Origin of the sequence: Saccharothrix xinjiangensis, from assembly GCF_039527585.1 — a bacterium.
Taxonomy (GTDB): domain Bacteria; phylum Actinomycetota; class Actinomycetes; order Mycobacteriales; family Pseudonocardiaceae; genus Actinosynnema; species Actinosynnema xinjiangensis.
This window is the reverse complement of the sequence record NZ_BAAAKE010000009.1, coordinates 169,198-186,405: the sequence shown is the minus strand read 5'-3', so window position 1 is coordinate 186,405 and position 17,208 is coordinate 169,198. Positions and strand designations below refer to the sequence as shown.

Annotated in this window: 17 protein-coding genes; 8 read left to right on the top strand and 9 right to left on the bottom strand. The window is 75.2% G+C overall.

Annotated features, from left to right (window positions below; genetic code table 11):
• Positions 1-10: 10 nt before the first annotated feature.
• Positions 11-1,348 (top strand): PucR family transcriptional regulator, encoded by a 1,338-nt coding sequence (locus ABD223_RS20780; protein ID WP_344037988.1) that lies wholly within the window; start codon positions 11-13, stop codon positions 1,346-1,348.
• Between the two features lie 804 nt (positions 1,349-2,152).
• Complete coding sequence (locus tag ABD223_RS20775; RefSeq protein ID WP_344037987.1) at positions 2,153-3,091, top strand: DUF6801 domain-containing protein; 939 nt, start codon at positions 2,153-2,155, stop codon at positions 3,089-3,091.
• A gap of 87 nt (positions 3,092-3,178) precedes the next feature.
• Here ABD223_RS20775 and ABD223_RS20770 read toward each other — a convergent pair whose 3' ends face one another.
• Together ABD223_RS20770 and ABD223_RS20765 are read right to left on the bottom strand one after the other, a co-directional pair.
• Entirely contained in the window at positions 3,179-3,883 is a 705-nt protein-coding gene (locus ABD223_RS20770) for a hypothetical protein (RefSeq protein ID WP_344037986.1), read from the bottom strand.
• Positions 3,884-4,015: 132 nt separating this feature from the next.
• Positions 4,016-4,750: an ANTAR domain-containing protein gene (locus ABD223_RS20765; RefSeq protein WP_344037985.1), complete on the bottom strand. Its 735-nt coding sequence runs from the start codon at positions 4,748-4,750 to the stop codon at positions 4,016-4,018.
• Between the two features lie 51 nt (positions 4,751-4,801).
• Here ABD223_RS20765 and ABD223_RS20760 point away from each other — a divergent pair, with 51 nt between their 5' ends.
• From ABD223_RS20760 to ABD223_RS20750, 3 genes are read left to right on the top strand one after another with little or no spacing between them, the layout of a single operon-like run.
• A complete protein-coding gene (locus ABD223_RS20760) occupies positions 4,802-5,470 on the top strand; it encodes a response regulator transcription factor (RefSeq protein ID WP_344038111.1) in 669 nt (222 codons plus the stop codon).
• A complete protein-coding gene (locus tag ABD223_RS20755; protein WP_344037984.1) occupies positions 5,471-6,826 on the top strand; it encodes a sensor histidine kinase in 1,356 nt (451 codons plus the stop codon).
• A complete protein-coding gene (locus ABD223_RS20750; protein WP_344037983.1) occupies positions 6,823-7,734 on the top strand; it encodes a TAXI family TRAP transporter solute-binding subunit in 912 nt (303 codons plus the stop codon). Before ABD223_RS20755 ends, ABD223_RS20750 begins: the two co-directional genes overlap by 4 nt.
• 49 nt (positions 7,735-7,783) lie before the next feature.
• Here the strand turns inward: ABD223_RS20750 and ABD223_RS20745 are convergent, their stop codons facing one another.
• The 6 genes from ABD223_RS20745 to ABD223_RS20720 form a co-directional block, all read right to left on the bottom strand.
• Complete coding sequence (locus ABD223_RS20745) at positions 7,784-8,749, bottom strand: VWA domain-containing protein (RefSeq protein WP_344037982.1); 966 nt, start codon at positions 8,747-8,749, stop codon at positions 7,784-7,786.
• Positions 8,749-9,717: a DUF58 domain-containing protein gene (locus tag ABD223_RS20740; protein ID WP_344037981.1), complete on the bottom strand. Its 969-nt coding sequence runs from the start codon at positions 9,715-9,717 to the stop codon at positions 8,749-8,751. Before ABD223_RS20740 ends, ABD223_RS20745 begins: the two co-directional genes overlap by 1 nt.
• Positions 9,714-10,745: an AAA family ATPase gene (locus ABD223_RS20735; RefSeq protein ID WP_344037980.1), complete on the bottom strand. Its 1,032-nt coding sequence runs from the start codon at positions 10,743-10,745 to the stop codon at positions 9,714-9,716. Before ABD223_RS20735 ends, ABD223_RS20740 begins: the two co-directional genes overlap by 4 nt.
• Before the next feature lie 74 nt (positions 10,746-10,819).
• Entirely contained in the window at positions 10,820-11,356 is a 537-nt protein-coding gene (gene mobA, locus ABD223_RS20730) for a molybdenum cofactor guanylyltransferase (RefSeq protein ID WP_344037979.1), read from the bottom strand.
• A gap of 205 nt (positions 11,357-11,561) precedes the next feature.
• Positions 11,562-12,311, bottom strand: a complete 750-nt coding sequence (locus tag ABD223_RS20725; protein ID WP_344037978.1) for an MHYT domain-containing protein — start codon at positions 12,309-12,311, stop codon at positions 11,562-11,564.
• Positions 12,312-12,420: 109 nt separating this feature from the next.
• Positions 12,421-13,020 (bottom strand): maleylpyruvate isomerase family mycothiol-dependent enzyme, encoded by a 600-nt coding sequence (locus ABD223_RS20720; RefSeq protein WP_344037976.1) that lies wholly within the window; start codon positions 13,018-13,020, stop codon positions 12,421-12,423.
• Between the two features lie 45 nt (positions 13,021-13,065).
• Here ABD223_RS20720 and ABD223_RS20715 point away from each other — a divergent pair, with 45 nt between their 5' ends.
• A complete protein-coding gene (locus ABD223_RS20715) occupies positions 13,066-13,962 on the top strand; it encodes a MerR family transcriptional regulator (protein ID WP_344037975.1) in 897 nt (298 codons plus the stop codon).
• 326 nt (positions 13,963-14,288) lie between these two features.
• Here ABD223_RS20715 and ABD223_RS20710 read toward each other — a convergent pair whose 3' ends face one another.
• Complete coding sequence (locus ABD223_RS20710; RefSeq protein WP_344037974.1) at positions 14,289-15,710, bottom strand: sensor domain-containing diguanylate cyclase; 1,422 nt, start codon at positions 15,708-15,710, stop codon at positions 14,289-14,291.
• Between the two features lie 330 nt (positions 15,711-16,040).
• Here ABD223_RS20710 and ABD223_RS20705 point away from each other — a divergent pair, with 330 nt between their 5' ends.
• Both ABD223_RS20705 and ABD223_RS20700 read left to right on the top strand, forming a co-directional pair.
• On the top strand, positions 16,041-16,787 hold the full coding sequence (locus tag ABD223_RS20705; RefSeq protein ID WP_344037973.1) for an SAM-dependent methyltransferase: 747 nt from the start codon (positions 16,041-16,043) through the stop codon (positions 16,785-16,787).
• 49 nt (positions 16,788-16,836) lie between these two features.
• Complete coding sequence (locus tag ABD223_RS20700) at positions 16,837-17,166, top strand: hypothetical protein (RefSeq protein ID WP_344037972.1); 330 nt, start codon at positions 16,837-16,839, stop codon at positions 17,164-17,166.
• Positions 17,167-17,208 lie beyond the last annotated feature (42 nt).

Genomic DNA, 17,208 nt, shown 5'->3' with positions numbered 1-17,208 from the left:
GGTGAGCAGCATGAGCGGAACCCGGGAACTCCCGTCGGCCGAGTTACCGCCAATCGGGGACACGGACCTGTGGGAACGGTTGCCCGCCGAACTCGCGCCGAAGTTCCGGGCGCGGGCCGGCGATGTCGCGGTCGACATGGTGCGGGAGATCCAGCACCAGATCGCGGAGTACTCGCAAAAGCTGGAGGGAATGTTCGGCCAGGTGGTCGTGGAGGGCGTGGAGCAGGCGATCCACCAGTTCATCGACCGGATGGTCGACCCGACCGCGGCAAGGGCGGACCGCGCGAAGCTGTTCCGGCTGCTCGGCAAGCTGGAGGTGAGCGCGGGCCGGAGCCTGGACCTGCTCCAGACCGCGTACCGGATCGGCGCGCGGGTGGCGTGGCGGCGGATCTCGGAGTTCGGCCAGACCGAGCGCGTGCCGCTGGCCACCATGTGCCTCATCGCCGAGGCGATCTTCGCCTACATCGACGAGCTGTCGCTGCGCTCGATGGAGGGCTACACCGAGGCGCAGGCCCGGCACGCGGGCGCGCTGGAGCGCCGGCGCAAGCGGTTGCTGGAGCTGATCCTGGGTGAGCCGGGCTACCACCCGAGCGCGCTGGCCGAGCTGGCGGAGGCGGCGCGCTGGCCGCTGCCGGACCGGGTGCTCGTGGTGGCCCTGGAGCGGCGCACCGACCAGCACCAGCTGCCGATACCCGCGCTGCACGAGGACATCCTGATGGACCTGGAGGGCGGCGAGCCGTGCCTGCTGCTCACCGACCCGGAGCGGCAGCTGGTGGCGCTGGAGCACAAGCTCGGCGGGTGGCGCGCGGCGATCGGCCCGCTGGTGCCGCTGGCCTCGGCGCGGCAGTCGCTGCGCTGGGCGCGCCGGGCGATCACGCTGATCCAGTCCGGGGTGATCCGGGACCGGCCCATGGTGGACACCACCGAGCACCTGTCCACGCTGCTGCTGCTCGGCGACGAGGACCTGGTGCGCGAGCTGGTCAAGCGGGCGCTGGCGCCGCTGGAGGGGCTGACGCCCAAGCAGCAGCAGCGGATGCTGGAGACGATGAGCGCGTGGGTGGAGACCCGGGGCAGCGCGCCGGAGGTCGCGTCGAGCCTGGCGGTGCACCCGCAGACCGTGCGCTACCGCCTGCGGCAGCTGGAGGAGCTGTTCGGGACGAGGCTGCACGACCCGGACGCGCTGTTCGACATGGGCATCGCGCTGCGGGCGCTGCGGCTGCTCACGGGGTCGGCGGGACCGGCGGGTTCGGCAGGGTCGGCTGGGTCGGCTGGCCAGGCGAGACCGGGGCCGGTTGGCCCTGCGGGACCTCAGGGACCTGCGGGGCCTCCGGGAGCGCGGTCAGCGTGAGCCGGATCCCGTTGCCCGGCCCGGAGATCAGGCCGGTGATCAGCGGGTCCAGCCGCTCCCGGCCCAGGCAGCCGGCGAACGCGGGCAGCTCGTAGACGCCGTCCAGCACGGTCGCCGCCAGGTCGAAGGGACCCTCGACGTCGAGCACGGCGGGCCTGTCGGTCCGGCAGCCCGGCCCGACGTCGAGCGGCTGCCGGTCCACGGCGACCTCGCCCACCCGGACGTCGATCAGGGCGTGCGCCTTGATCTGGCCCGCCTCGATGGTGCCGGTGACCTTGCCGACCGGCGTCATGTCGGTGCGGGCCGTGCTGGGCACGAAGCCGAAGAAGACGAAGTAGCCGTGCGCGGGCGGCAGCCGGAGGTCGCCGATGATGGTGCCGTTGACCAGATCGATCTCGGCGACCAGGAGGCCGGGGCCGATGGCGAGGTCGGAGCCGGGCTTCGCCAGCCGGGTCACCGCGTCGACCCGGTAGGTGATGGTGATGGTCGTGCCGGGCTGCGCCCGTGCGCCCGCCGGTCCCGCCGCCGCGCCGGCCGCCTGTCGCGCGGGGGCGGACGCCGGCGTCGCGCCCAGCAGCGCGACGAGCGCGACCAGGAGCGCCGCGATCTTCACCGCACGACTCCGTCCATTCTCCGAAACTACTTCCGGGCCCGCGCGGGCACAAGCGCCGACCATTTATTTGTCACCCCGGTGACAACTGCCGCAACAGCTCTTGTCGGCCGGGTGCGAATAGTTGCCGCAACTATCCGGTAAAGATACCTTACCCGCCGGTAGGTCATGTTCTGCGCATTAGGGGAGGGATCATGGGATCCAGACACCGGGTGGCGGCGCTCGGGCTCTGCGCGGCGGTGGTCGGCGGTTCGGCCCTGCTGGGCGCGGGCGTGGGCGGCGCCGCCACGGCGACCCTCACGCTGGTCTACAGCTGCCCGTTCCCGCTGATCGGCACGCAGGACATGAGCGTGCGCATCGTGGCCGAGGACCTGCCCGGCCCCGGCGAGGCGGTGGCGGGCGAACCGCTGCCGCCGGTCCGGGTGACCGCGACGGCCACCGTGCCGCCGCTGGCCACGCAGGGGCTGGTGCTGGTGGGCGCGGCCACCGTGGAGGGCACGGCGAAGGCGAGCACCGTGCTGGACAACGCGGGCACGCGGCTGGAAGTCGTGCCGGACCTGACCGTGGCCAAGACCCCCGTGCCGCCCGAGGGCGCGTTCGACACCGTGGCCACCGGCGAGGCGCCGTCGATCACCCTGCCCAACCCGGGCGACACCACCATCCACGTCGGCGAGTTCGAGGCCACCCTGACCCCGAAGACCGCCACCGGCGAGGACACCGGCCTGGGCACCTTCGCCATGCCGTGCACCCTCAAACCGGACCAGGACACCCTGTTGCACCGGGTCGACGTCCTGCCGGGCACCGGCACCACCACGACCACCACGACCACGTCGACCGACACGACGACCACCACCACGACCACGAGCGGCACCGGCACGACGACCACGACGGGCTCGACCACCACGACGGGGAGCACGACCTCGGGCAGCACGACGTCGGACGCCACCTCGACCACGACGAATCCGACCACCACCACGACCGCCGCCCCGGTCACCCAGCCGCCCGCGCCGGGGGGCGGCAGCAAGCTGGCCCACACGGGCGCCTCGGTCCGGGGCCTGCTGGTCGCGGCGGCCGTGCTCCTGCTCGTGGGCGGGGCCGCGCTGTTCCACCTGCGCCGACGCCGCCGCGCCTGACCACGCGCGGTGCGCGCTGTGGATGACGCGCCCCGCACGCGAAAGGGGCCGGCCCGCGCCACGCGGACCGGCCCCCGTCGCCACGTCCTAGCCCGGCAGCGCCGGCAGCTCGCCGACCTGCTCCGGCGCGGGCGGCGTGATCTCCACCGGCTCGCCCCAGCCCCGGTAGTCCGCCACCACCACCGCGTCACCACCGTCCGCGGGCGTGCGCACCTCGCGGCGGACCGGCAGGTCGTCGGCGTCCACCCACAGCCTGACCACCGACGGCCGCCCGTCCCCCGCCACCTCCGCGGTGTAGCGGACGGTCCGCCTGCCGGCCACCTCCTCCTCGGCCCTCCCCGTGATCCGCGCGCCCTCGGGCAGCGCCTCGCGCAGGTCGGCGGCGTCCCGCAGCCGCACGGCGACGTCCGCCATGGCGCGCCCCAGCGGGTTGTCCGGGTCGAGCCGCAGCCACGGCTTGCCCGGGTCGGGCGCCCGCCCCGGCGGGATCCGGGCGAACACGGCGTCGGGGGCCAGCACGTAGGAGACCTCCTCGGCGTCGCCGGGCGCGAACCGGCACGACGCGGCGAAGTCGCTGGTGCGCAGCCCGCAGGTGCCCCGGCCGCGCTCGCCGAGGTCCAGGTCGACGACCACGGAGCGCCGGGCCTCGGCGGCCACCAGGTTCGCCTCCGCCAGGGCCTGGGGCGTGTCGAACGACCTCATCGCCGGCTCGGGCTCCGCGGTGCACGCGGCCAGGGGCCCGGACAGCGCGGCCAAGGCCAAGCCGGCGGCGGCAACACGTTTCGTGCGCATGCTCCTCCTCGGACCGGAAAAGGGGGAATTCCCCGACACCGTACCCCCGGAAATGGGGTGGCGGACCGACCGGGCGACAGCTGTTGCACACATTCGCAATTCGGGAAGAGCTTTTATGAGAAAAGTGACGGATCAGGGTCTTCGCACGGACGCGAGCAGGTTCCGCGCCACCTCGCGCAGCTTCGTGTTGTGCTGCTGCGACTCGGTGACCAGCCGGGCGAACGCCTCGTCGGCGGTGATCCCGTACGCGCCCATGAGCACGCCCTTGGCCTGGTCGATCTCGCCCCGCGACACCAGCGCCCGCTGGAGGTGCTCGATCAGCTCGCGCGACCGGTCGTACCGGCGGAACGCGGTGATGGCGGTCGAGGCGGCGGTGACGAACAGGCGCAGCAGCGCCTCGTCGAACGGGTTGAACGCGTCCTCTTCCGAGCTGTAGATGTTGAGCGACCCGAGCACGTCCTCGTCCGCCAGGACGATCGGCGCGGACAGGTACGCGCGCACGCCCGCGCGCTCGGCGGCGATCGCGAAGTCGGGCCACCGCTCGCGGCCCTCCTCCAGCGAGACGCGGACCGGCTTGCGCAGCCGCGTCGCCTCCAGGCACGGCCCGTCGCCCGCGGCGTACTGGTCGGCGTCGACCGAGACCACCTTGCGGTCGGTGGCCGCGGCCGTGATCGGGCCGTCCGGGGTCAGCACCGTGACACCGACGTTCTCCGCCTCCGGGATGACCCGCGCCGCCGATTCGGCCAACTGCTGGAGCACGTCCTCCAGCGACTGGTCGTCGACCAGCACGCCGGCCAGCTCCTCCAGTGCCTCGCTCGCCTCGTCCAGGAGGGCGGCGGGCGGGTGCTCGTCGATGCTCACAGGCATTGTCTACACCTCAAGCGCGATAATCGCCTCAACCTGAGGGGGGTGACCGCTGTGCGGGTGCTGCTGGTCGAGGACGACGACGGCGTGGCAGGAGCCCTGGTGGAGGCCCTGGAGGCGAACGACCACCGACCCCGCCGGGTGACGCGCGGCGCGGACGCGCTGCTCTCCCACCGGGAGTTCGACCTGCTGCTGCTCGACCTGGGCCTGCCCGACGCGGACGGCCTGGAGGTGCTGCGCAAGATCCGCAAGGTGTCCCCGGTGCCGGTGCTCGTGCTCACCGCGCGCGGCGACGAGCGGTCGATCGTGCGCGGCCTGCGCCTGGGCGCGGACGACTACCTGGTCAAGCCGGTCCGCCTGGGCGAGCTGCTGGCCCGCATGGACGCGGTGGTCCGCCGCAGCGCGGCCCTGTCCGGTCCCCGGGAGCGCGTGGTGCGCGTGGGCGACGCGGAGATCGACCTGGAGGGCAGGAGGGTCGCCGTGGCGGGCGCCGAGGTCGCGCTGACCGCAAAGGAGTTCGACGTGCTCGCCGCGCTGGCGGGCCGGGCGGGCACGGCGGTGAGCCGCCAGCAGCTCATGGACGAGGTGTGGGGTGACGCGTACCTCGCGGTGTCGCGGTCCCTGGACGTGCACCTGGCCGGGCTGCGCGCGAAGCTCGGCCGGCCGGGCCTGATCACCACCGTCCGGGGCTTCGGCTACCGGCTGGCCTCCGACGGGGTGTAGGTGCGCCGCCGACTGCTGCTGGTGCTGCTGCTGTTCTCCGCCGCCGCGGTGGCGGCGTTCGCCGTGCCGCTGCTGTCGGCCACGGCCGCCGAGCGCACGCAGCGGTTCGCGCTCAGCCGCACCGCCGACCTCGACCGGTTCACCGCGCTCGCCCAGCAGGCCGAGGGCACCGGGGACAGCACCGCCCTCAAGGACGAGGTCGCCGCCTACGTCGAGCTGTACGGCGAGCCGGTCGTGGTGGTGGACGCCCGCCGGGAGGCGGTGGCGCAGGCGGGCCTGACCGCGGACGACCCGGTGCTCGCGCCGGTCCTGGACGCCGCGCTGCGCAACCAGCCGGCCCGGACGGTGCCGACGGTGCTGCCGTGGTCGTCCGGGCACGTGGTGTTCGCCCGCCCGGTCGGCACGGGCACGCGGGTCGCGGGCGCGGTGGTGCTGCGGGCGTCGGTGGACCGGGCCGCGGCGGACGTGGCCGGCCGGTGGCTGTGGGTGCTGGGCGGCGCGCTGGCCGCGGGCCTGGGCTCGGTGCTGCTGGTGGTGGCCGTGGCCCGGTGGCTGCTCAAGCCGCTGGCGGAGCTGGCGGTCGGGGTGCGGGCGGTGGCCGCGGGCGAGCGGCGGGCGCACGTGCCGGGCAGCAGCGGGCCGCCGGAGGTGCGCGAGCTGTCCGAGTCGTTCAACCGGATGTCCGACGCGGTCACCGAGGCCGCCGACCAGCAGCGGCGGCTGGTCGCGGACGCCTCGCACCAGCTGCGCAACCCGATGGCGGCGCTGCGGCTGCGCATGGACACGCTGCACGACCAGGTGCGGCCCGGCGGTCGGCGCGCCTACCTGGCGGGCGTGGCCGAGATCGAGCGGTTGGAGTCCCTGCTGGACGGGCTGCTCGCGCTCGCGTCGGCGGAGAGCGCCGCGACGGAGGTGGCGGCGGGCGGGCGCGAACCCGGCCTGGCCGACCTGGGCGCGGTCGTGGTGGACCGCACGGGGTTCTGGCAGGTGCCGGTGCCCGACCCGCCCGTGCCGGCGGTGCTGGTCCGCTGCCCCGAGTCGGCGGTGGCGCAGGTGCTGGACGTGCTGCTGGACAACGCGGTCAAGTACGGCGGCGCGGTCCGGGTCGGGCTGGGCGCGGACCGGTCGGCGGGGGTCGGCTGGGTCGAGGTGCGCGACGACGGGCCGGGGCTGACCGGGCCGGAGCTGGCGCTGGCCACCTCGCGGTTCTGGCGCGGCCGGTCCGACCAGCCGGGCACCGGCCTCGGCCTGGCGATCGCCGACCAGCTGGTGCGGGCGTGGCAGGGCGCGCTGGTGCTGACCTCGGTGGACGGGCTGACCGCCCGCGTGGAGCTGCCGCTGGAGCCGCTGCTGTGACCGTGGAGCGCCGATCGTTCCTGCTGGGCCTGCCCGCCGCGTGGGCGGCGATCGCGTGGACGACCGCCTGCACCGCCGGGGAGCCGCCCGGCGAGCTGGTCATCGCCGCCGGCGAGCACGGCGGGTTCTACTTCGACTTCGCCACCCTGCTCGCGGCCCGGTTGGGCGAGCTGCGCGCCCGGCCGCTGGAGACCGAGGGCAGCAGGCAGAACCTGGAGCTGCTGGGCACGGGCGGCGCGCAGGTCGCGCTGGCGCTGGCGGACTCGGCGCACGCGGCCGACCCGGCGCTGGAGCTGCGCGCCCTGGGCCGCGTCTACGAGAACTACCTCCAGCTCGTGGTGCGGGCGGACGACCCGGCGCGGCGGGCCGCCGACCTGGCCGGGCGCACGGTGTCGCTGGGCGCGCGGGGCTCGGGCGCGGCGCTGTCCGGCGAGCGGATGCTGGCGGCGCTGGACCTGCGCGGCGTCCGGGTCGAGCACCACCGGCTGGAGGACGCGGCGGCGGCGCTGGCGCGGGGGCGGGTCGACGCCGTGCTGTGGTCGGGCGGCGTGCCGACGCCCAAGCTGGACGAGCTGCCGGGCATCCGCCTGCTGCCGCTGGCCGAGCTGGTGCCCGCGCTGCGCCGGGCGCACGGCTCGCTCTACGAGCAGGTCCAGGTGCCGGTCGGGGTCTACGGCGCCGACCGCGAGGTGCCCACGATCGGCGTGGCGAACCTGCTGGTGTGCCGGGCGGCGCTGCCGGACGCCGTGGCGGGCGCGATCACCCGCGCGCTGGTCGCCCGCGCCGCCGAACTGGTGCCGGAGCAGGCGCTGGGCACCCAGTACCTCGACGTGCGCAGCCTCATCGGGACCGCGCGGCTGCCGCTGCACCCCGGCGCCGCCGCCGCGTACCGCGACCTGCACGGGTGAGGAGGGGGGTCGGGCCGCTCGGTGATCCGCCACCGAGCGACCCGACCGATCAGGGGAGGCGTTGTCCGAACAGCAGTGCGCCCGCCACCGCGAACAGGCCGAGCACCGTGCCGATCGCGACCCAGGGTCGCGAGGCGTCGGCCTGCTTCTTCTCGTAGCCGATCTGCTCGCCAAGCGTGTCGTACACGCGCCGCAGCTCCTCGGCGCTGGCCGCCTTGAAGAACTCGCCGCCGGACAGCTCGGCGATCTCCCGCATCGAGTCGTCGTCCACCGGCACCTCCTGGGACCGGCCCTCGATCTCGACCACGCCGTCCTCGGTGCCGAACGAGATCGTGGAGATCGGCACGCCCGCCTTCTTCGCGTCGTCCGCCGCGTCGAACGCCTTGCGCGTGCCCACGGTCTCCTTGCCGTCGGTCATCAGCACGACCCGCGCGGGCGGCGGGCCGTCCGCGCCGCCGACGATCTTGCCGAACGAGTCGATCGCCGCCAGCGCCGCCACGATCGCGTCGCCGGTGGCGGTGGACTGGGCGAGCTTGAGCCCGTCGATGCCCGACTTGACCGCCTCGCGGTCGGTGGTCGGCGCGACCATCACGGTCGCCGAACCGGCGAAGGAGATCAGGCCGAGGTTGATGCCCGGGGTGAGCCCGTCGGCGAACGACTTGGCCGCCACCTGCGCGGCGTCCAGGCGCGACGGCTTGACGTCGGTGGCCTTCATCGACAGCGACGTGTCGATGACCAGCATCACGGTGGCCCGGTTGCGCGGCACCTTCTGCTCCGCGGTCGGCCCGGCCAGCGCCACGGTCAGCAGGGCGAACGCCACCAGCAGCAGCGCCGCGGGCACGTGCCGGTACCAGCCCTGCCTCTTGGGCGCGACCTTCTCCAGCATCGGCAGGTTCGCGAACCGCAGCGTCCGCTTGCGCAGCGTGCGCTGCACGACGACGTAGGCGGCGGTCAGCCCGGCCACCGCGACCAGCAGCAGGAACCACCACGGCGCGGTGAAACCCGACAGGCTCATCAGGCCACCCCTCCCGACCAGCGGCGCTTGCGGGCCACCACGAAGCGGACGGTGTCGGCGATCCAGTCCGAGTCGGTGCGCAGCACCAGGTGCCCGGCGCCCGCGCGCCGCAGGCAGGCGGCCACGTCGGCGCGGTGCTCGGCCGCCGCGGCGGCGAACTCGCGGCGCAGCAGCGGCGAGGCCACCACCTCGCGCTGCCGGCCGCTCTCCGGGTCGGCCAGCACGACCGTGCCCACCTCGGGCAGGTCGAGGTCGCGCGGGTCGACCACCTCGACCGCGACCAGGTCGTGCCGGGCGGACAGCGCCCGCAGCGGTCGCTGCCACTCGGTGCCGCCGAGGAAGTCCGAGATCACCACGACCAGGCCGCGGCGGCGCGGCGGGCGGCGCAGCTGCTCGACCACGTCGGCCAGCGAGCCCCTGGTGCCCTCGGGGGCGCGCGGCGTCTCCGCGACCCGCCGGATCAGGCCGCGCGAGTGCGCCAGGCCGCCGCGGGCGGGGATGCGGACGAGCTGCTCACCGGTGGACACCAGGGCGCCGACCCGGTTGCCGCCGCCGCGCGTCAGGTGCGCCACGGCGGCGGTCGCGGCGACCACCAGGTCGCGCTTCTCGCACGCGGCCGTGCCGAAGTCCAGGCTGGGCGACAGGTCGATGGCGAGCCACGTCTCCAGCTCGCGGTCGGCGACCGTCTCGCGGATGTGCGGCACGGTTGTGCGCGCGGTGACCGCCCAGTCCATCCGCCGCACGTCGTCGCCCGGCTGGTAGGGCCGCGCCTCGCCGGGCTCGGTGCCGGGACCGGGGACCAGGCCCAGGTGGTTGCCCTGGAGCAGGCCGTCCAGCCGGCGGCGCACCTCCAGTTCGAGCGTGCGCAGCGCCGCCTCCAGGCGACCGCCGTGCAGTGCGGGCGGCGCCCACTTCGGGCGGTCGCCCGCGGTCTCGGCGGGGCCCCCGACCTCGTCGACCCCGGTCACGGCCTGCCCGCGGGCTGCGGGGCCGACGGCCGCGCGGACACCTGGGGCAGCGGCACGGTCTGGAGCACCCGGGTGATGATGTGGTCGAGCGGCACGCCGTCGGCCAGCGCGTCGTAGGACAGCACGAGCCGGTGGCGCAGCACGTCCGGCACCACGTCCACGACGTCCTGCGGCAGCACGTAGTCGCGCCCGCGCACCAGCGCCAGGGCGCGGGCGGCGGCGATGATGCCGAGGCTGGCGCGCGGCGAGGCGCCGTAGGCGACCCACCCGGCGACGTCGGTGAGCTGGTGCTCCTTGGGCGCGCGGGTCGCGATGACCAGCCGCACCACGTAGTCGACCAGCGCGTGGTGCACGAACACGCGGGAGGCCACGCCCTGGAGGCGGACCAGCTCCTCGGGGCTGAGCACCTGGCCGGGCACCGGGGGCTCGACGCCCATCCGGTAGACGATCTCCCGCTCCTCCTCGGCCGTGGGGTACTCGACCTGGATCTTGAACAGGAACCGGTCGCGCTGGGCCTCGGGCAGCGGGTAGACGCCCTCGTTCTCGATCGGGTTCTGGGTGGCCAGCACCAGGAACGGGGTGGGCATCGGGAACGTCCGGCCGCCGATGGACACGTGCCGCTCGGCCATGACCTCCAGCATCGCGGACTGGACCTTGGCCGGCGCGCGGTTGATCTCGTCGGCGAGCACGAAGTTGGCCACCACGGGGCCGAGCTCCACGTCGAAGCTCTCGCTGGCCTGGCGGTAGATGCGGGTGCCGAGGATGTCGGCGGGCACCAGGTCGGGGGTGAACTGCACGCGCGAGAAGGAACCGCCGACGACGTTCGCGAACGTCTCCACGGCCAGCGTCTTGGCCACGCCGGGCACGCCCTCCAGCAGCAGGTGGCCCTTCGCGAGCAGACCGACGAGCATCCGCTCGACCAGCCGGTCCTGCCCGACGATCACCCGCTTGACCTCGAACACGGTGCGTTCGAGCAACTGGGCGTCACGAGCCGGCGTGTTGGGCGCCTCGGCGGCGGGCTCGGACAAGAGTCCTCCTCGACAAGGTTGTGCGATCGTGGACGAGTCTCCCCCGTGGCCGGTATGGACCCTGTGAAGGGGTCCTAGAGGTCCGCGGGCGTGTCGACGTCGCGCGCCTCGCCCGGCAGCGCGGGCACGTGGACGGGGTCGAGGGCGCCGAGCACGGACCGCGCCGACGCGTCGCGCGGGTCGGCGGGCATGGCCGCGCGGAGCCGGTCCGCGCGCCACGCGCCGGTCAGCCACTGGGGCCTGCCGCCGGCGTCCACGAGCACCGCGCCGGCGTCGCCGACGGCGGCCAGCAGCCTGTCCACTGTGGAGCGGGTGACGCCCGGCTGGTCGACCGCCAGCACCACGACGAGTTCCGCCGCCGCGTGGCGCAGGCCCGCGGCGAGGCCGGCGAGCGGTCCGCCGCCGGGTGGTTCCTCCCTGGCCCAGCGCACGCCCGGCACGTCCCGCGGCGGCCCGACGACCACGGCCCGGCCGGGGCCGCCGACCGCGTCCAGCACGCGGTCGAGCAGGGTGCGCCCGTCGACCACGAGCAGCGCCTTGTCCACGCCGCCCAGCCTGCTGCCCCGGCCGCCCGCGAGCACGACGGCCGAGAAGTCCGGGGTCCGCTCCACGCCGCCCAGGCTAGGCGGCGCCCTGGAGCCGCCGGTCAGGGCGCCTGTCGGTTCTGGTGCGTGGTGGGCCGTGGTGGACCGGCCGATCGGGCGCAGGCGGCGACGGGGCCGCTGCCGGGCGGTGTCCGGGCGTGGCAGCGGGCGGCGCGAGCACCGGCGGGCCGGAACCACCAACCACCCCGGCCAACGACCTGGGGGACACCGCCTAGGCGGGCTCGCCCACCGCGTCGTCGCCGGTGGTGAACAGCACCCACAGCAGCGCCGCCACCACCAGGCCGCTGATCACGAACACCGGGAACACCAGGTCGAACACGGTGGTGCCGTCGGGCGCGACAATCGCCTCGCGGTGCGTCACCCGCACCGCGGCCATGCCCGTGTAGTGCATGCCGGTGACCGCGACGCCCATGGTCAGCCCGGCCGCGACGGCCGCCGCGGGCGTGCGGACCACCAGGGTGAACCAGAACGCGGCGGTGGCCGCCACGACCGCGATGGCGCCGGACGCGGCGACCAGCGCCGGGTCGTAGGAGATCTCGCCCTTGAAGCGGATCGCCGACATGCCCAGGTAGTGCATCCCCGCCACGCCGAGCCCGGTCAGGCCCCCGGCGAGCAGCAGCCGCGGCTTGGTGAACCGGGCGAGCGTGACCAGGGACAGGCCCGCGCCCACCACGCCGATGGCGACCACCGCGGACAGGGCGGTCAACGGCGCGGAGTACTTGATGGTGGCGTCGGGGATCTCGAAGCCGAGCATGGCGACGAAGTGCATCAGCCAGATGGCGATGCCGCCGATGGCGAACGCGCCGAGCACGGTCCAGCGGATCTTGGCGGCCCGGTGCCGCTCGGTTCTGGCCCTGGCCATGCAGGCGAGGCCGAGGAGCGAGCCGATGACGGCGATGACGTAGGCGATGGCGAGCGTGGACAGACCGGCCGAGAAGTGCTGCGAGACGTCGTGGTTCACCCCCGCTTAGTAACCCGGCGTGACCAGATTCACCAGACTGGGCGAGGTAGATTCATTTACTTGAGACATATTCGCTTTCTTTCTCTACTCAGAGTAGTCGCTTGAGTTCTCACAGGGCCGTGTGGGCGACCCAGTGGTCGAGCAGCGCCCGGTCGCCCTCGACCCGCACGCCCGGGTGGTCGGCGGACCGGCGGCGGGTCAGCACCAGCAGCAGGTCGGGCGGCGGCGCGGTGAGCACCACGTCCGCGGGCCCCTCACCCGACCGCCGGACCGGGCCCCCGGGCGTGCGGACGACGAACAGCGGCGGCCGGCCGCGCGGGCGCAGCAGGAGGGTCTCGCCGGTGCCGCGCAGGTGCGCCAACGAGGGCTTGAGCGACACGCCGGCCGGGTCGGTGAACAGCTCGAACAGCTCGTCGACGGCGTCGGCGGCGACGTCCTCCGGCACGTCCGGCTCCGAGCCGGCGGCGAGGACGAGGTCGGCGTGGTGGACGACCGTGTCGTGCAGGGTGCGGCGCGTCCAGAACGCGGCGGGCCGCGGGCCCAGGTAGGTCCACACCGGGTCGGCGCGCCCGTCGACCGCCGTGACCAGGTCCCGGACGGTCCACCCCGGGCAGGTGGGCACCGCCGAGGCGAAGCCGCCGCCGCTGTTCCCGACCTCGCCGACGCCCTCGACGAAGGCGTCCGTCCGTTCCACCAACCAGTTCCGCATGCCCCGTACGGTAGGAACGGCACCGGACTGGAGGTTCCAGCGAAGGTGACCGGCATCACAGGGGGCGGTGTGCTGGGGATCGGCGACCTGTCGAGGCGCACCGGGGTGCCCGTGCGCACCATCCGGTTCTACTGCGACGAGGGCCTGCTCGACGCCGGGCGCAGCGCGGGCGGGCACCGGCGGTTCGACGAGGCGGCGGTGGAGCGGCTTCGGACGGTGCGGCGGCTGCGCGCGATCGGGCTCGGCCTGCCGGCGGTCGCGGACGTGCTGGCCGGCAGGCGGTCCCTGACCGAGGTGATCGCCGGCGAGCGGGCCGGGCTGGACGCGGCGATGGCGGAGATGGCGTGGCGGCGGGCCGCGCTGAGGGCCGTCGCGGACGCCGCGCCGGCCGACCGGACCGACCGGCTGGACCTGCTGGCCGCCGTGCCGGACGTGCCCGCGGCGCGGGACTCGCTCATCGCGTTCTGGCGGCGCGACTACCTGGACCCGGCGACCACGCCGACCGCGGAGATGTTCCTGTCCGTCATCGCGCCGCCGCCGCCCGTCGATCCGACGCCCGACCAGGTGGTCGCCTACGCGGGCATGGTGGTGGTGGCGAGCGACGCGTCCCTGGGCCGGCGGATGCGCGCACGTGACCGCGTGCGCGACGAGAGCGCGCTGCACGAGGGCATCGGCCTGGCGTGCGACCTGGCCCGACCGCTGGTGGCGGCGGGCCGGCCGCCCGGGGCGGGCGAGGCGCTGGACGTGTTCGTGGCGGCGCACGCGGCGGTGCGGGGAGCGCGGGACACACCGGCGTTCCGGCGCGAGCTGCGGGCGCGGACCGAGGTGGAACGCGACCCGCGGCTGCGCCGGTACTGGCGGCTGGTGGGCGCGGTGACCGGGGAACGGGTCACGCTGGGCGACGCGTACTCCTGGTTGCTGGACGCCCTGCCCACGGCCTGAGGCGCACCACACCCCTCGGCCCAACGCCGCGCGTCTCGGCCACCCGGCCCCCGCCCCGCGTCTCGCGTCTCGGCCACCCGGCCCCCGCCCCGCTACCGGCCTTGCCACCCTCCCGCTGCCGCCCGCCCGCCGCCCGCCGCCCGCCGCCAGCCCGCCCGCCGCCTGCCGCTGCCAGCCGGGTGCGAGCTGGCCGCCCACCCACGGGCCGCCTGCCTGCCTGCCGCCCGCCCGAGGCCCGCAAGCGGGGCGCGAGCCGCCCGCCGCAGGCCCCCTCTCCCCCTCTCTCCCCTCCGCCCTCCACCCCTCTCCCCTCCGCCCTCGCCCCGCTACCCCGCCCGCCTCCCCGCCACCCGGTTCCGCCCCGCGTCCTTCGCCTCCAGCAGCGCGGCGCTGGCCTCCTCCACCGCGTCGGTCACCGACGCGCCCGGCGCGACCTCCACCGCGCCGATCGACACCGTCACCACCCCGCCGGGGTTGCCGCGGTGCTCCAGGCCCAGCAGCTCGACCTCCCGCCTGATCCGCTCGGCCAGCGCGAGCGCGCCGTCCAACCGGGCGTTCGGCAGCAGCACCGTGAACTCCTCGCCGCCGTACCGGTAGGCGCGGTCGCCCGCGCGGGCGGTGCGGCTGATGGCCTGCCCGACCGCGCGCAACGCCTCGTGCCCGGCCAGGTAGCGGTAGAGGGTGTTGTAGCTGTGGAAGCGGTCGATGTCGACGAGCAGCAGCCCGTACGGCTCGCCCAACCGGTTGCGGTGCTGGTGGTCGGCGTCGAACGACGCCGGGTTGGGCAGGCCGGTGCGCTGGTCCGTCGACGCCGCCTCGGCCAGGGCCCGGTTCTCCGCGTGCAGTTCCTCCAGCCGTTCCGCGAGCCGGTCCACCTGGTGCTTGCGGGCCAGCGCCCAGTCCTCCAGGTCCTCCTGGTAGACCGCGACCGGTCCGACGGTCTTCGCCCGGTACATCGCGAGGTCCGCCTGGTGCAGCAGGTCCTCCGCGTTATGGCCGGGCCGCACGAACGTGATGCCCGCCGACGCCGTCACCCTGACCACGCCCGCCGCGGGTTCCAGCGGCGCGGCGATCGCGTCCAGCACCTCGTGCGCGGCGGCGATCGCCCGCCGCCCGTCGAGCCGGTCGAGCAGCACCGCGAACTCGTCGCCGCCGAGCCTGGCCGCCGTGCCTCGACCGGCCACCACGGCGGCCAGCCGGGCGGCGACCAGCCGCAGCACCTCGTCGCCCGCGGCGTGCCCGTGGAGGTCGTTGACCCCCTTGAACTGGTCGATGTCGAGGAACACCAGCACCGGTCCCGGCGCGCCGCGCACCGCCTGCTCCAGCCTCGGCACGAACCCCGTGCGGTTGGCCAGGCCGGTCAGCGCGTCGGTGTTGAGCCTGCTGCCCAACTCGTCCGCCGTCTCGGCCCACCCCGTGACGTCGAGCGCCACCACCACGATCCCGCCCACCTCCGGGTCGTCGCCCAGGTCCCGGGCGATCAGGTCGACCCGCCTGCGCGCCGAGCCCTCCACCGGCACCGCGCACCCGCACCGCGACGCGCCCGTGCGGCCCGCCGCCTGGAGGAACGTGCCCACCGCCGCGGCGTCGCCGGGCGCCACCAGGTCCGGCAGCGGACCGGACGCGCCGCCGAACAGCCGCCGGGCGGCCGGGGTCGCCCACCGGACGCCCAGGTCGTGCGGGTCCACCACGAGCACGGCGGCGTCGGCGCGGTCGAGCACCGCCCGGTGGAATTCCCCGTTCACCACGGGACGCGGCGCACCCCGGCGCCGCGTCCGCCCACTGTCGATTCCCCTTCGGTCCTCATGGTCCCCCCTGTACCGCGTCTTCCTCCCCTGGCCTCAGAAAATACCGAATTCAACCGTCGGCATCCGGGTGATCGGAGTTGTCGCGACTCAATTGGCGCATTTATTCCGAGCGCCTTGGCAAATTCGGTGGACGGCCGCCGGGGCACGCGGTTAGCGTCCGCGCGCCCGTCCACCACGCCCGTGAAGAGGTGCGTTGCATGCCCGTCCAGGTCCCGGCCGCCGTGCGGCCGATCGAGTCCAACCAGACCCCGGACCAGAGGACGTTCCGAAGTGGACATACCACGCATCTTCACCATCCGTGAGAGCGGCCACCGCATCCACAACCCGTTCGACGACGCCAAGTTGGCGGCGCTGGGCGCGGCGCTGCGGCTCGAACCGGGCGCGCGCGTGCTCGACCTCGCCTGCGGCTCGGGCGAGATGCTGTGCACGTGGGCCCGCGACCACGACCTGACCGGCACGGGCGTCGACCTGAGCACCGCCTTCGTGGCGGGCGCGCGGGCGCGGGCCGTCGAACTGGGCGTGGCCGACCGCGTCCGGTTCGAGCACGGTGACGCGGCCGGCCACGTCGCGGACGAGCCGGTGGACGTCGCGGCGTGCCTCGGCGCGACGTGGGTCGGGGGCGGCGTGCCCGGCACCGTCGACCTGCTGAGGCGCAGCCTGCGCCCCGGCGGGCTGCTGCTGGTCGGCCACCCGTACTGGCGGCTGGACCCGCCGGACGACGCCACCGCCCGCGCCTGCCTCATGGAGGGGCGCGACGCGCTGCACCCGCTGACCGGGCTGCTGGAGCAGTTCGGCGAGCTGGGCTGCGACGTGGTCGAGATGGTGCTGGCCGACCAGGACGGCTGGGACCGCTACGCGGCGGCGCAGTGGCTCACCACGCGCCGCTGGCTCGACGAGCACCCGGACGACGAACTGGCCGACCGACTGCGCGCCGAGTTGCGCGCCGAACCGGTCAGGCACGCGCGCTACCAGCGCGAGTACCTGGGCTGGGGCGTGTTCGCGCTGATGGACCGCTAGGAGGTGGCATGGGCCCCGGTCCGACCGGGGCCCACGCCACCCTGGGGTCGTGGACCACTCGTTGCGCGTGGAAGCGGTCGGCCCCGGCGTCGCCGACCGGCTGCGGGACCTGGACGCCGAACACCGGCTGACCCTGCTCGACCGACCGGGACCGACCGCGCTGGTCGTCGCGGTCGGCGACGAGCCGCGCGCGGACGGCGCGGCGGCCGACCTCGCGGCGCCGGACGGCGTGTGGGCGCGGCGCATCGGGCCGTTCGCCGGCCTGGAGCCGCCACCTCGCACGCCACCTGTGCTCGCCGGGCACGACCCGCGCCTGCCCCCGGTTCTCCGCGACCGCCTGCGCGCCGACCCGGCGTTCCGGGACGCCTACGGGCCGTGAAGGACCGCGCGGCGCTCGCGCACGACGCCGATTACGACGACT